This is a genomic window from Flavivirga rizhaonensis (assembly GCF_004791695.1).
In the GTDB taxonomy this organism is placed as follows: Bacteria; Bacteroidota; Bacteroidia; order Flavobacteriales; family Flavobacteriaceae; genus Flavivirga; species Flavivirga rizhaonensis.
Genome location: NZ_SRSO01000004.1, coordinates 30,302 through 45,970 on the forward strand (window position 1 = coordinate 30,302; position 15,669 = coordinate 45,970).

Sequence of the window (15,669 nt, forward strand, 5' to 3'; positions counted from 1 at the left end):
GTATTTTACTATAAATTAATCTAATTTAAACTTCTATATTCTTTTAATAGTGATTCCCAAACATGGTTACGTTCAAATTTTGAAATAATATTTATTCTAGATTTCACCCCCATTTCTGCGGCTTCTTTTTTATTTTTTAAGATATAATTCATAGCTTCATAGATAGCTTCATGATTTTTAACAGGAATAATTAAACCATGATTCTTATGTTCTATTATTTCATTGCAACCATTAATGTTTGTTACAATACTTGGTAACTCCATTGCTCCAGCTTGCATTACTACATTTGGGAAGCCTTCACGATAACTAGGGAAGGCCAAGGTATTTGATATTGCAAAATAAGGTCTAACATCATTAACCCAACCAGTAGAAATAATATTCTTATTGTTTTTAATTATTTCCATAGACTTTGGCGAAAGCGGATCTAATTCATTTTCATATGTTCCTACTAGTAATAGTTTTATATTCTTATGTTCTTTACTTATCATATTGTAAGCAAGCATCAATTCGTTCATACCTTTATCTGAAACTAATCTTCCTATGAATACAAATACAAAATCATCTTTTGAAATACCTAAGTTTGTTCTAAACTCAAGCTTCTTTTCCTCATTATCAAAAATTACCGGGTCAAAATAAGAGGTATCTATACCATTAGAACTCCCGTTTGCAATTACTTTCAGTTTATTTTTATTTGTAAAATTGGATTTCATAATAATATCTGCTAACCCGAAAGAATTAGGATATATTTTAGTAGCGCACTTGTAAGTTATTTTCTCTACCAGATTAAGAATAAGTCTCTTGAAGCCTGTAGCTTCAAGTAAAGGTAAGCCAGCTATAGTATGGAGCCTATGCGGAACACCTGCCATTTTTGCTGCAAGCATAGATAAAGTTCCAGCTTTTGGAGTGTGGGAATGTACAATAAATGGTTTTTCTTTTTTGAATAATTTATATAATTGCCAGACAGCATACAAGTCTTTAATAGGAGTTATTTTTCTTGTCATTTCGATAGCCAAAGTAGGCACATTTTCGTGCTTCGAAACTCGATCAAGTGCATTATCCTTACCTGTTGATGAAACTGCAAGGACATCAAAATAACTTGACATAAATCCTAATTGACCTTTTAACAGCCCAGTTATTGACAAAGGAACTGTAGTAACTCTAATAATTTTCTTCTTCATAAATCGGTTATATTAACCTATGATTTTGCGGTCACAAATATATAAAAGTAATTAGTTTTCATTTGCTTTTCTCTTTCTACTACTGAGTTTTTAGGATAAACAGCTTTTTAACTGAAACTTATTTTAATTATACACGTCTAAAAGGAATAACTAATCGTTAAATCCAATTTTTTGATAACTTTTTGTTCCTTTAATTAAAAATGAATTCTCTTTATTGTGTTTATATATTTTTACATCATCAAGATGTTCTTTTGTAGTGTATAAAAAATTATAAATATACTTTTTTAAAAAACTATATGTGTTAATTGTATGTTGTTGTATTTCTTCAAAATTAGTAATGTTTAAATCAGGCGTTACTTTAATTTCAGATAGTGCAATATTACTTTGTACGTTTGATTTCTTTGTAAAGTATTTATTATATTTTGAGTGAATTTCGTTTACTCCTTTAGATTTAAGATATTCTTTAATTTTGATTTTAATTATTAGTAATTTTGCCTTGTATTTAGATTTAATATTTAAGTTTTTATAAGTAACATAGTGATTGTATCTATAAATATTGTTACTCCATCTTCTCTTATAGTCCATTCCTCCAACCCCCATTTCAAAAAGGATATAACCATTGTTTGCACACCATTCAACTTGTTTGTAGATTTCTACATGACCTAATCCAAATTTTGAGTAATCAATATTATAAGAAGATATATAGCTGAAAAGTATTTTATCAAAATGATAATTCAAAGATATTTCAATAGGTTCTTCTTCGTTGTATACAACAAATAAAGAGGCCTTTTTATTAATAATTTCTGCATAGGTATGTTCTACTAAATAATCCCATTCATGTAAGTTTTTATGCGATTCGTTTCTTTCTTCAAACCTACAAGTAATCATATGGTGAAGAGATTCCATTATAGAGTCATAATCAGTCTTAGAAATATCACCATGAAACATTTTATAACGTATGTTAAAACAGGATTCTAAGCGTTTTACATATCTAGTGAAAATGTTTCTCTTTTTCGAATTAAATTGGCGCTTCATATACCCTTCAATAGAATCTGAAGCATGCAATAAAATTGAATACCCCCAATTATATTGAGGGATTATTTTTGTTGAAAATGAAGTATCCTTTAGATTTAGTTTAAAGTATTCAGGAATTAGTCTAAAAGAGTATATAGCGTTTTTTGGAGTTTTGTTTAGCGGGTTTTTAACTTTAATGCCAAAGTATTCAAAACTTAAATAAAGTCGAATCACTTCATCTGTTCTAAATAATTTCGGAAATATTGTTATCATATTTTTAAATGTCATAATGCAAAAAAAACATAATATTATTTTAAAATAATTATTTTTTGGTTCTTTTTAATACCACTAAAATAATAAGTTTGTTCATTTTCTTTATCCATATATATATTAACATTTTTGAAGAACTCTTGATTTTTGTGCAAAAAATAATTTAATGATTTTATTAAAAAAGCATATTCACTATCATTTATATCAATCAGTACTAAATTTTCAAGTTTTGGGATTTCATAAATATCATTATCGATAGTCACCATATTAGAAACTGGTTTTACATTTTTTGATTCTATAATTTTATATTTATACTTTGCATAGTAACCATACCATAAATGCAAATTAAATTTTTTTAAAAATTGAATTACTGTATAGCGTGTTTTTAACTTCAATATTTTTAAATGTGCTATAATTGATGAATATGACGATTTAGAATTATAAATTATATGTTCATTATACATATAACTTTCATTTACATATTTTCTTTTATGTAAAAAATCACCTCTTCCCATATCAAATAATTTAAACCCATTTTTAAAAGCCCATTCTAAATGATTAACCATATTAATATGTCCTAGATTGAACATTTGATAATCAATATCATAGCAACTGTTCCAGTGATAAATAGTAACATCATCAATAAAATTTAGAGTAATATTTATAGGCTTATTTTCATGATAGATCACAAATATGCTTGCTTTTTTATCTAGTACTAATGGATACATCATGCTTTGGTAGAGTTCTAAATAAGGTAATTCAAAGTTCAATTCTTTCTTTTGCGCAAAGCGTCGTTCAGTTATTAAAACAAGTTCCTTAAAAATATGATCGTATTCATTTTTAGATATTTTACCATAAAAAATTTTATATTCTGGAGTAATGCACAAATCCAGTCTTTTTTTGTATCGCTTTAACTGAGATTTTCTGGGTTTACCTAATTTATTATCAAAGTAATCTTCAATATTTTTAAATGGCATTAGGTTAATTAAATAACCTTGAAAGAGTGGAGCAGTAAGGCACTTTAAATGTTTGTTTTTAATATATTTGGGCACTAAATAGTTTGGCACATCTCTGATAGAATACACGTCAAAATTCAAATTAAATTTCTTGTCTGGGTTAACCTTATAGATGACTTTATTAAAAAAAGAATTGGTTATTTCTATATAAAAAAAAGGAAACCTATTTTCTTTAAAAAAAATATCTAAAAAAAAACTCAATTGAGTATGTCTTGTATTTAAACTCATTTATCTTATTGACTATAAGTGCTAATTGATTATTGTGAGTAATTGTTTTTTGTTTTTATACTTTAAAATAAATTTATTTGAGGTCCCCTTTAGCTTACCAATAATTACATTTTCTATAGATGTATTCACTAAGAATAGAAAATCATAAACCGGCTTTCTTAAAAATGCATATTCATTGTCTTTATCAATATTTATTTCAATTATTTTGTCAGTAGTTTTTGCGTTACTGTCTATTAGTATAGTCGGAAGTTTTTTATTGTTAGTAAAATTTTTTATTCTAAATATATGTTTATTTAAACCTTTATATTTTGTATGTAAATTCCATTTTTTGAAAAGCCTATAGCTTTTATATTTAATAATTTCTTTTATAGCAAAATATTGTCCAATTAGTAAAATACCTATTGAATTAGATCTGTAAATTATATGATTATAATAATCATGTGTTTTGGTAGACCATTTGGTTTTATAGTAATCATACCCCTTTAAAAGGTCATAAATCTCAAAATTGTTATCCATACACCATTCTATATTTTTAAGCATATCAATGAATCCCAAATGAAATTTTGAGTAGTCAATATCATACCCGCTTAAAATATAATATATTAATTTTTTTTTACACATATTTATTCTAATGCTGATAGGTTTTTTTCCATCATATATTACGAATAGATTTGCTTTTTTTTTCAATATCATATCATATAAAACATCATAATACCCTCCAAGATATTGTAACTCATAATTGTTTTCTTGTTTCTCGGCAAACCTTTTAATTAGCATTTTTTTTAAAACAACAAAAAGCATGTCGTATTCTTCTTTAGTTATATCTCCATAATATGAAGCGTATTTAATATTGAAACATGTAACTAACCTGTTTTCGTAGCGTCTAAGGTTTGATCTACTTTTGGAGTTAAATTTTTTTTTTAAGTATTCTGATATATCTCTAAATAAATGGAGCTCTATCAAATGGCCATTTAGGGTTTTTATTTTATTGTTAACAATACTTTTTGAGTGTTCAGACAACTCAATATCTAAATAATCAGAGACGTCTTTAAATATTAATATTTGTTTTTTTAAATCTAAATCGGTATCAATATTTGTATTATAATAAAAATCTTTTCCATAAATAATTTTACTACAAATAGGAGGTAGGCTATTTTCAGTAAAAGCTTTTAAGAATGTTATTTTTTTTACTTTATTCAAAATTATTGAAATGTTATTTTTTGCGTTTGTTTTTTACCTTTTATTAGATAAGTCTTCGTTTTGTTTTTTAACTTAAATAATTCAACAGTTCTTAATGATTCTTTATTATGATATAAAAAAGTATACACTATTTTTTTTAAAAAACTTTGGGATTCATCATTTAAATCCACTTTAATTAGTTGTTCTTTTGAATCTATTTGGCTATGATTAGTTACTATAATATCTTGCGAATCACTTTTAATCTTGCTCTTATGTAAAAAGCTTAGAAAATTATGATACCAAATATCTATATTTAATTTTTTCAGAATATTTATGATTGCATAAAAAACTTGAGTTTTTGCAATTATAATGTTAGCTGAAATAGCTGCTATCAATGATTTTGAATTATAAATAACATGTTTTTGATAATAGAATTCATTATCAATTAACTTGTTTTTATATGGGTAGCTTCCTTTTAATAAATCATAAACTTCAATATTGTTATCAAAACACCAACGTAACTGCTGTATAAAATTAATAAACCCTATAGAAAACTTAGAATAATCAATATCATAACTTTTTACATAACCATAAATTGTTTCGTCTTTTAATAAGTTTAAGTAAAAACTAATAGGCTTGTTATCACTATAAATAACAAATAAAACAGCTTTTTTAGTATTGATTAGCGGGTAAGCAATTTGGTGATACGTATCCCAACGCGACAAGTCATGGTTTTTTATTTTCTTTTCCAAAAACCTATTTTCTAACATTTTTTGAAATACACTAAAAAGATAGTCATGGTTTTCTCTTGAAATATTACCATAATAGGTTTTATATTCTATATTGAAACAAGTTTCAAGTTTATTTTGATAAATCCTAAACCTTTTAGGTGTTTTAAATTTCTTTTTTAAATAATCGTTGGTGTTTTTATAGTTTTTTAAAAGAATTAATGATCCTTTGTAAGTGTTAATAGTTTTTACTTTCCAAGCATTGTCAGGAATATCTCCCTTTAAATAAGAAGGAAAATCGTTTATGCAATACATGTTTTTAGGAATAGTACATGCTGCCGTACTTTTATGAGTTGTTTTTTTAGAAATAGTATTTGTAAGGCTGTTATAAATAGGTAAAGCCTCTCTTTTTTCAAGAAAAGCATTAAGAAAGTTTATATTTTCTGGTTTTACTTTTTTAAACATGTGGTGCTCGTTGAAGCGTTATCTTTTGAGTATTCTTCTGCCCTTTGATTATATATGAGTTTGTTTCTTTATTATACCTAAATAATTTGACATTATTTATGGATTCTTGATTACTATACAAAAAATTAAACACAAACCTCTTTAAAAAACTTAAAGAATCATTGTTAAGATTTAACTCAGTTATTACCTCATTTGGTTCTATTTTAAAATTATTAATTAATACAATGTTTTCATATTCGTTTTTAAACCCTTGTAATTCTTTATTTCGATATTTATAGTTTATAAATTTATAATAAAGCTTATTTACATTTAATTTTTTTAACACTTTTACCAAAGTATAGAAAGCTTGAGTTTTACCAGTAATGACGTTGGCAGAAACTGTTGTTGAAAATGAATTTGAATTATATAGAATATGCTTTTGAAAATTATATTGTGTATCAATTAATCGCATTTTATATGGATAACTTCCTTTTAATAAATCGAAAACTTCAATACCGTTTTCAAAACACCAATGCAGCTGTTTTATAAAATCAGTAAAACCAATATAGAATTTTGAGTAATCTACATCAAAAGCCCTTAGGTAGCCATAAATGGTTTTTTGCCTTATGAAGTTTAAACAAATGCTTATGGGTTTATTATCACTAAGAATAACAAATAAAACGGCTTCTTTACTATTGATTAAAGGGTAAGCAATTTCTTGGTAAACATCCCAACGAGATAAATCGTAGTTCTGTATTTTTTTCTCTAGAAAGCGTTTTCTAGTCATGTCATGAAAAGCTTTAAAAAGCGATTCGTATTCATCCTTAGAAATATTACCAAAATATGTTTTGTATTCAATATTAAAACAGGTTTCAAGTCTTTTTTGGTAGGTTCTAAACTTAGATCGTCTGCCAGCACTAAATTTATGCTTTAAATAATCTTCGGTATTTATATAGTTTTTTAATAGGATTAATGAACCTTTATAAGTGTTTATAATTTTAAGTTTCCATCCCTTTTTGGTAACGTAGCCTTTTAAATACCCAGGAAAATCATAAATGCAGTATAGATAGCTATCGATTTTATCTTTGGTATCAAGAGTTTCGTAAATTGGCGTACCAGAAATTGTATTTACAATTTTATTATAAATAGGCAATGCCTTTTTTCTTTCAAGAAAAGTGCTTAAAACATCTAAAACTTCTGGTTTTATTTTCTTTAGCATTTAACTATTCTTTTGAGACGTTGCTTTTGTAGTAATAAAGAAATTTATCAAAATTAATTAACTTCCCAATAATACTTTTATTCCTTAAAAACTGGATAAACTTTAATTCATTAACAATAATATTTGCACACACTTTTGATAATAGCGCTTTTTTATTGTAAAAAATATGATATATAAAAGTATATGTATGGTTACACCATTTTTCTTTGTAATAGGTTTTTCCCATCGAGAGGTCAAATACAGCAATATTATTGTTTATTAACCATTCTAAATGATTCATCATGCTAATATCTCCCAAATTGTACCTAGAATAGTTTACATCATAAGCCTGTATATGACTAAAAACAACATCTCCTTTGTGAAAATTTAAAGTGATTACAATAGGTTTTGAATCATCATAAATGATATGTAATGATACTTGTTTATCTAAAATTTTTTGAAATGTAGAGGCTTGTAAAGCTTTCCAATTTGATAAATACCGGTTGTGTATTTTTTTTTCTTTAAATCTATTTTTTAATAATGTGTATAAGGTTTCAAATATATTATCATAAACACTTTTGCTTATGCTTCCAAAGAAAATCTGTGATGAGATTTTATGGTTTTTGTAGAGTTTTCTTTTTTTTGAATATAGGTTTTTCCTGTTTCGTTTGTTTAAATTTTTAGCAATAAAAGCTTCAGTGCTATCGCATTCAATTAAATTGACTAAATACCCTTTATATTGGTTTACTTTCTTAAAATCAGTATTATTGTTTAATTTTTGAAATTCTAAATTCAAATAATCTGGAATATCTTTAACTATATACAGTGTTTTGAAGGTGCTGGACAAAGCAAAGCTAGGACTGAAACTTACATTTGTTTGGTTATTTAAAATATGAGGTGCGTAAAACGAATTTATTTTATTTTCTAAAAATAAATCAAAAATTAAGTGACTATTTTTTAAGTTAAAAAGCTTATGAAGCATATTCAAACAGTTTGTTTTGTTTAAGGTTGAAGTTACTTAATAATTATTCAGCATATCTTTTTTTGTGTAGAATAAAATTTATTTCATGTACAAAGTTCGTAAGTTGTTTTTTTCTAAGATATAATTTAAAAGCAAAAAAGTTTTTATAGAACAGAGCCAATATTTTTGCCTTAATTGATTTTTTATCAAAATAAATATGATATTCAAACCAATATGGCTTATTTGCCCATCGTTCTTTATACTCAAAATAGCCCTTAGAAAAATCTAAAATTTTGATGTTGTTTTTTATACACCAATCTATCTGCTTCATTATACTAACAGAGCCTAATCTATATTTTGCATAATCAATATCAAAGGTTCTAATAGTATCAAACATAGCATTCTTAGAAAAATTAAGTAAAGTTATTGCTATTGGTTTGTTGGTATCATAAACCACAAAAATTCCAGCCTCATTGTTTAGCATCATTGGTAAAGTAACGTCTTTATAAAAAGCCCATTCATCTGGATTTAAATTGTTATTTACTGTCCTTTTATCTAAAAAACGTTTTTTTAAAAGATGTTGAAAATCGTTAAAAATAGTTTCATACATCTCTGGAGTAATATCATCTAAATACATTTGATAATGAATATTATATGAAGCTTCCAATTTCCTTTTGTAACTATTTAATTTATAGCGACTTTTTCTACTTATTTCTTCAAGCATATATTCTTCTAGGCTTGTATAGTTTATTAAGTCACATATATAACCAGGGTATTGCTTAATTTTATAACAACCCATTTTGTGGTTTTTTTCCCAATTTCCTTTGTTAAACTCTGGTACATCATAAATTATAAAGACTTTATCCTTGTAATCGCTTAAAAGCAGATTTGATAATTTATAATTTATTCCTTTCGTATTTGTTTTACCTGCATTATAATATACAGGTAATTTCTTGTGTTTTATAAAGGTTAGTATATCAACAAAACTAAACTCCAAAGGCGCTCTTCCACTATTAAAATGGTTTAACCAAATTGATTTAAAGGTATTAAGTAGATATGGGGAGTTAGCCATTAATCTTTTATCTATTTTTAGTTAATAACTTTTTAATATCCTCACACAAAAGTTTTGTAAACTTTTTTGCGCTTTCCGATTCTAAATGAGAGCCATCATATGTTTTATAATTATTTGATTTTTTTGAGTAATTAAAATAGGGAATATGATACGATTTAGCAATACTATCCATCTCAAAATCAAAATTTTCCCAGTGACTATTTTCAATTTTCAATATGGTTGAATCTGAAGGCATTCTTATAAAAAATACCTCTCCTTTGGTTTTAAGATATTCAATAGTTTTTATAAAATAATTGTAACGATAAGAAGATATTTGCTCTGTTTTTATCTTTTGGTCATAAAATTTTAACGTCAACGATTTCCAATATTCTATATCTTTATCTGTTATTGTATCAAGTTCACTTTCTAACTTAACTTCATTCCACCCATTAAGATGCGAGACTCTATGATTCCATTGGTCAAAATCATGTAAACTATTATATAAAGAAGCTCCATATATATTCATTATATAATTATAATTAGGAGAAGTTACAAAATTATTTATTTTTCCTAAAGTTAGTCTTTCATCATATTCAAAAACTTTTTCATCATCTAAACCTAAAGGAGCAGTGAAATTTCCAGGACTGATCGATAAAATAAAAATACCATTATTAGTTTTTATCTTTTTTTTAATAGCTTCATAATACACCTCTCCAAAATGAGCTTCATTAAGAGCAAAATTCACTAATGGCTTATTAGAAAAGAAGTCATATTTTTTTAATTCTTCTTCTATGATAAGTGTAGATATACCTTCATTTGCTCTAGATAGACCTAAAATTAAGCCGCCAGCTTCTTGGGTGAATTTATTATAGTTTGTATCAACAAAACCTTTAGCAAGCTTATCTATAAAGAATAAATAAATAGTAATAAATGTTATTGCTATTATGAATAATTTTATGACGAAACTTTTTAACATAGTTTAAAATTGAAAATAGATAAATGAATTTTGTCTATTAATGGCAAATAAAACAATAATTAAAATATAAGCTAAGCTCATGCTATATTTCGTCCATTTTGTACGCTCAGTAAATAACTCATAGACTTTACTGTTACCTTTATAATAATATATGACTTGAACTACAAAAATTAAAATGATACTTAAGAGTAATTCAAAATAGTTATCTAAAATATTAACGTGAAAGCTATTATTAAAGGCAAACATGCTTTTTACATAAACCATTGCGTGCGATATGTTTGGAGACCTGAAGAAAACTAGTGTTGTAATAATTAAACTTATACCTGTAGCCCATCCTATTAATTCTCTAGCTCTTTTTGGTAGATGCAACAAATTAAAAATTGAATGGCGAATCGATTTTGTAGAAATTTCAATAATTAATATTAAAGCATTCAGTAAACTCCAAACAACAAATGTCCAATTTGCGCCATGCCATAAGCCATTAATAAAAAATACAATAAAAACTGCTAGAAGTCTGGGAGTTCTATTTTTTTTAACCAATGGTTTGTATATAAAGTCTCTTAGCCATTGCGTGAAAGATATATGCCAACGTTTCCAAAATTCTGCAACAGAAGTTGCGAAAATTGGTTGATTGAAGTTTTGAATTAAATCATATCCCATTGTTTTTGCGGCACCTATAGCTATAGATGTATAAGCAGAGAAATCATAATATATTTGAAAACAAAAGAAAATACTACCTAGCACTAAGGATAAACTATGTTGAGAATCAGGGTTTCTAAAAGCTTCATCTACATAAATGCCTAATCTGTCTGCCACCACAAGTTTCAAAAAAAATCCCCAAGCCATCATAATTATACCTTCTTTGAGATTGTTTATGTTGAGTTTAATGTTTTCTTTTAATTGGGGAAGAAGCCTTGAAGCTCGTTCTACTGGGCCTGCTACTAATTGCGGAAAAAAAGATACATACAACGCAAATTTTCCAACGTGTCGTTCAGGTTTAATTAGACCTCGGTAAATTTCTATAGAATAACTCATGGTTTGAAACGTGTAAAAACTAATACCAATAGGAAGTAGAATATTGCTGAAATTATACGAATTTGCTTCTTGGTCATTTAATAATTCTGTCCCAAAGAAATCAAAAAGCCATTGAATGTTTGATGTAAAGAAAAGTAGATACTTGAAAACAAAAAGAATACCAACATTAGTTATTATACTTATAATTAAATAATTTCTTTTTAATGGCTTACTGTTTGCCTCGTACATTTTTATACCACAATAATAATCTACCAACGTTGATATTATTAATAATATAAGCAACTCTGGTTCATGTGCCATGTAAAAATAATAGCTACCTAGTAAAAGCCATAGCCATCTATATTTATGCTTTAGTAGGTAAAACCCAATAATCATGATTGGGAAAAAAAGAAGAAATTCAAACGAATTAAAGAGCATCTATTACTTATAATTAGAGGGATAAATTACTAAACAAACATAAATTAATTTTACATGATTCTTTAAAAAATAAGTTGAAATGAAAATAAAAAGGTTTAATATCTTTATAGTGTGTTTTATCGATTTTTTCATCATCATTATTATGCATATTACCGTATATCGACCTTATAAGTTCGAAACTTTTTAACTTAAAATGGGCATTTTTTTATTTTTAACGTTTATTTTTTAAGCGTCTGAATATTAGCACATTAAAAATAGTAAGTTATTAGAACTTATTAACAATTTATAGATATAATGGGTGTTAGGCGTTATTTTTGTCTTTTTTATTTGCATAAAGAAAATCCAAATTAAACTCTTGAACGTAAATATCAATCAGTTAGAGGAACTAAAAACACTTAATCGTAAAAAATTGTACTTAATCGATTACAAATTATTTTTAAAATGTATTTTGTCGAAAAAAGAATACACTTAAACGATTTTTTAAAAAATTATTTTACTATTGGAAAAGATATTAACCCCCCAAATCGAGATTATTATGAAAAGGACTTTAAAAACTATGCTATTTACGTTACTATTAATGATATCAATGATATCATGTAATAAAGATGAATTATTCACTGAACCTATTATAGAGGAAGAAAAAGAAACACCTATAGATACTGAAGATCCTTCAGATGATGGTGATGATCATGATGCAACATTACCATGTGATTTTACATTAGACAATTTAGACCCTAACGCTACTGTAATTATAGACTGTATTTTAGATTTAGGAGGTGAAACTGTTAACCTTCCAGCGAATGTTACCATTGATTTTGAAGGTGGTGATATTATTAATGGTACTATTAATTTTTCTGAAGGAAGTATTATAGATGGACATCTTCTAAATTCTACTTTAACTATAGGAGGTTCTAGTCCACAGCTAAAAGACCCTACATTTAATTTTGACCCTAAACGTTGGGGAATAGTTGAAGGAGAAACTACATCTGAAATTGCTTTAAGAAACAACAAAATTCTAGAAGAGGCTATGGAAATGTCTAAAGAATTGGGTGTCACTACTTTTAAAATAGATAAATTGGATGCTTATTTTGAAGTTTCTAAAATTACTAGTACCGTTGTTAATGCAAATTTTTATGAGACTGTAGAAGCTGTTAATGTACCTTCTGATTTTAATCTAGTAATGACTGACAATACGCATCTTAGAACATTTCCAAATGGTAGAAGAGATTATGCTTTGTTTGCTTTACGAGATGTTTCTAATGTTACCATTATTGGAGGTAATTTACATGGAGGTAGAGATGCTCATGATTATTCATCAGGCGGGTCTCATGAATGGGGACATGTTTTTCAAATTAAAGCTTCCAGTAATATAGTAATAGATGGTGTTAAAATGTTAAATGGCGTAGGTGATGGAATGTCTATAAGTGCTTTAAATTTTTCTTTTCAGCCAAACTATAGACCATCGCATGATATTATTATTAAAAATTGTATTTTTGATTTAAACAGACGATCTAATATGTCTATAACTGATGGTTATAATATATTAATAGAAAATAACCAATTCTTAAATGCAGGACGTGCTACAAGTCAAACTGAGGGTGCTACTGTAGGATTTGCGATTAATATAGAAGCAGAAAGAAGACGAGATAGTAATGGAAATCTAGTTTTTTATGAAAGAGCTTATGATATAACTATCAAAAACAATGTTGAACGGGGAAGTCGAGGAAGTGGTTTTGGAATATCTATTGGAGAAAAAATAACAATAGAAGGTAATGATATGGAAAAAAGTATTTCTTACTTATATACATCTGACAGTAAAATAATTAATAATAAATTTAAATCAATAGGAGGTGTAGAAGGTAAAACAGCCATAGTCGCTGGTGGAATTCCTTCTGAGTCTATTTCTAACAATACAATATCGGGTAATCATATTGATGGTTATGGTACTGGTATTATTATGTATGATCAAGAGATAGAAGTATCTAATAACACTATTGAAAACTGTATTAATGGAATTAATTTTGTGAGGATTAGAGATTGTCAAATTACTGGGAATATTATTAATAGTACTCATTCTAGTAGTCGAGGAATCGGGGCGACTTTAACTCATGCAAATAATGTTATAATAGAAGGTAATGAAATATCAGTAAAAAAAGATCAATTAAATTTTGTGCATCTTAATAATAAAGCTGGGGAAGAAAACAATAAAGTTACTATCCAAAACAATAAATTTTTATCGAAATCTAAAGTGACATTAGAAAACTCTAAAGGATTAGATTTCAATAATAACAATTTAGTTGGTGGAGGTATGCAATTAATTAATACCTCTAAAATAAAGTTAAATTCTAATACTATTGCTTCAGAAATAAGTCATGGGATTCATTTAAGAGAAAGCAATTCTGTTATCGATATTAATTCTAATACTATTTCTGTTACTGGTAATTTTAGTTGCACTAAGACAGATAGTGGAAGTTCGCAAATCAATATACCAGATTCTAATACTTGTAACTAAATAGTAACTCTATTTAGAGAAAAAGTAAAACCCCAGAATAGTTTTATTATTCTGGGGTTTTTTATATTAAATCTTAAATTAAAATTTTATTTTTTATATTATTCTTAATTAATCTAAATTTCCCGCTTTTCTCAACAGGAATCTCTTCAATATATTCTATTTTTATTTGAATTATTTCACCTACTCTTTCTCTTAGGTTCTGTAAAAAAATATTTTCGTATTTTGAAGTATACTCATTTTCATCTTTTTCAATTAAAATTAAAAGATGTTGTATTGAATCTTGCTGGATTTGGAACTTAACAATCCCTTTTACTCCTTTTAGACAATTTGAAACATTGCCAAGGTTTATTTTACCCATTTCTTCCGAATAAATAAAATCTGATATACGTCCAAGAACCTCCTTAACTAATGGGTTATTATTTCCGCAATTACATGTTCCTTCTTTTAATTCTATTTGGTCACCTATATCATATCTAATAAGAGGTGTGCCATGGGTATTAAAAGCTGTAGCAACTAATCGTCCTTTATTAGAGGGGGTGTTATTTTCATCAAGCACTTCAAATACACCACTTTGTAGTTCTAGATGTAAATTTTTATTTATGCATTCTATAATGAAAGGTGCTCCTTCAGACGAGGCGTATTGATTATATAAGTTAGTTTTAAAATAATTTTCTAATACTTCTCTTATTTCATCGGTAATTGTTTCTGCTGTAGGGAAAATAGCTTTTATTGTGTTTATAGGGAAATCAATATTATTAGCCAATCCATATTTAGCAACTTCATACATCGTTGAAGGAAAACCTACCATATATAATGGCTTATATTTTATTAAATTTCCCAAATAATATTTTAGATATTTACTATGTATATGAAAAGTAGAATAATATCTAACATTGTAAATATAGTCTGTTTTCCAAAATCTATTCTTATTAATATTTTTGGAGTTTAATAGGTTTTTGCCACTAAACCAAGCAGTCTTTTTTCCTAATTTGTATCCGAAATTATTTCTAAAAGTATCTAGAATGGCAAACCGCTCTTTCACATCATCCTCAGTATATACAACTTCAAGCGACTTTCCAGTAGTTCCACCTGTTTTAGATATTATTCCTGTATTCTTTGGAATAGTATAAACATCCTGAATATTATTACGTAAGGTTTCTTTATCAATAATTGGGAGTTCCCGAATATTATCTATGCTCTCTGGAGATTCTATTTGATTTAGCGTTTTATTATAATACTCAGAATTTTCTATTGCATAATTAATAAAGTCCCTATATTTAGTCGTTTGAATTTTTTTTAATTCATCTAATGTTAGGTCTTTATTCTTATAATAGTGTTTTATAAACTCATTATATTTTCCTGAATACCTTTTCCTGTAGGCCAAAATATTATATAATGACACAATTAAATTTTGTATAAAATGAGGAGATTTATTGTAAATATTTTCTCTTAGATTTCCCAT

General features: G+C 26.5%; 13 protein-coding genes. 2 read left to right on the forward strand and 11 right to left on the reverse strand.

All coding sequences use genetic code 11. The annotated features are described in order from the left end of the window. Positions 1-20 precede the first annotated feature (20 nt). The 10 genes from EM932_RS03845 to EM932_RS03890 all read right to left on the reverse strand — a co-directional run bounded on the left by EM932_RS03845 (position 21) and on the right by EM932_RS03890 (position 11,578). Positions 21-1,178, reverse strand: coding sequence for a glycosyltransferase family 4 protein (locus tag EM932_RS03845; RefSeq protein ID WP_135875682.1), 1,158 nt, complete (start codon positions 1,176-1,178; stop codon positions 21-23). Positions 1,179-1,328: 150 nt separating this feature from the next. Next, positions 1,329-2,465 (reverse strand): GNAT family N-acetyltransferase, encoded by a 1,137-nt coding sequence (locus EM932_RS03850; RefSeq protein WP_170179714.1) that lies wholly within the window; start codon positions 2,463-2,465, stop codon positions 1,329-1,331. Between the two features lie 35 nt (positions 2,466-2,500). Beyond that, positions 2,501-3,706 carry a GNAT family N-acetyltransferase gene (locus EM932_RS03855; RefSeq protein WP_135875686.1) on the reverse strand — a complete coding sequence of 402 codons (1,206 nt, stop codon included), beginning with the start codon at positions 3,704-3,706 and terminating at the stop codon, positions 2,501-2,503. Between the two features lie 21 nt (positions 3,707-3,727). Beyond that, entirely contained in the window at positions 3,728-4,906 is a 1,179-nt protein-coding gene (locus EM932_RS03860; RefSeq protein ID WP_170179716.1) for a GNAT family N-acetyltransferase, read from the reverse strand. A gap of 2 nt (positions 4,907-4,908) precedes the next feature. Continuing rightward, on the reverse strand, positions 4,909-6,078 hold the full coding sequence (locus EM932_RS03865; RefSeq protein ID WP_135875689.1) for a GNAT family N-acetyltransferase: 1,170 nt from the start codon (positions 6,076-6,078) through the stop codon (positions 4,909-4,911). Continuing rightward, positions 6,071-7,276: a GNAT family N-acetyltransferase gene (locus EM932_RS03870; RefSeq protein WP_135875691.1), complete on the reverse strand. Its 1,206-nt coding sequence runs from the start codon at positions 7,274-7,276 to the stop codon at positions 6,071-6,073. Before EM932_RS03870 ends, EM932_RS03865 begins: the two co-directional genes overlap by 8 nt. A gap of 4 nt (positions 7,277-7,280) precedes the next feature. After that, positions 7,281-8,237: a GNAT family N-acetyltransferase gene (locus tag EM932_RS03875; protein ID WP_135875693.1), complete on the reverse strand. Its 957-nt coding sequence runs from the start codon at positions 8,235-8,237 to the stop codon at positions 7,281-7,283. Positions 8,238-8,280: 43 nt separating this feature from the next. Continuing rightward, positions 8,281-9,288, reverse strand: coding sequence for a GNAT family N-acetyltransferase (locus EM932_RS03880; RefSeq protein WP_135875695.1), 1,008 nt, complete (start codon positions 9,286-9,288; stop codon positions 8,281-8,283). A gap of 7 nt (positions 9,289-9,295) precedes the next feature. Beyond that, entirely contained in the window at positions 9,296-10,243 is a 948-nt protein-coding gene (locus tag EM932_RS03885) for a hypothetical protein (RefSeq protein WP_135875697.1), read from the reverse strand. A 3-nt stretch (positions 10,244-10,246) separates the two neighbouring features. After that, positions 10,247-11,578 carry an MBOAT family O-acyltransferase gene (locus tag EM932_RS03890; protein WP_246040883.1) on the reverse strand — a complete coding sequence of 444 codons (1,332 nt, stop codon included), beginning with the start codon at positions 11,576-11,578 and terminating at the stop codon, positions 10,247-10,249. Positions 11,579-12,136: 558 nt separating this feature from the next. Between EM932_RS03890 and EM932_RS21055 the strand changes: the two genes are divergently transcribed. Beyond that, on the forward strand, positions 12,137-12,295 hold the full coding sequence (locus EM932_RS21055; protein WP_211344253.1) for a hypothetical protein: 159 nt from the start codon (positions 12,137-12,139) through the stop codon (positions 12,293-12,295). Next, complete coding sequence (locus tag EM932_RS03895; RefSeq protein WP_211344254.1) at positions 12,282-14,207, forward strand: right-handed parallel beta-helix repeat-containing protein; 1,926 nt, start codon at positions 12,282-12,284, stop codon at positions 14,205-14,207. Before EM932_RS21055 ends, EM932_RS03895 begins: the two co-directional genes overlap by 14 nt. Before the next feature lie 73 nt (positions 14,208-14,280). Here the strand turns inward: EM932_RS03895 and EM932_RS03900 are convergent, their stop codons facing one another. Continuing rightward, positions 14,281-15,669, reverse strand: coding sequence for a phenylacetate--CoA ligase family protein (locus EM932_RS03900; RefSeq protein WP_135875703.1), 1,389 nt, complete (start codon positions 15,667-15,669; stop codon positions 14,281-14,283).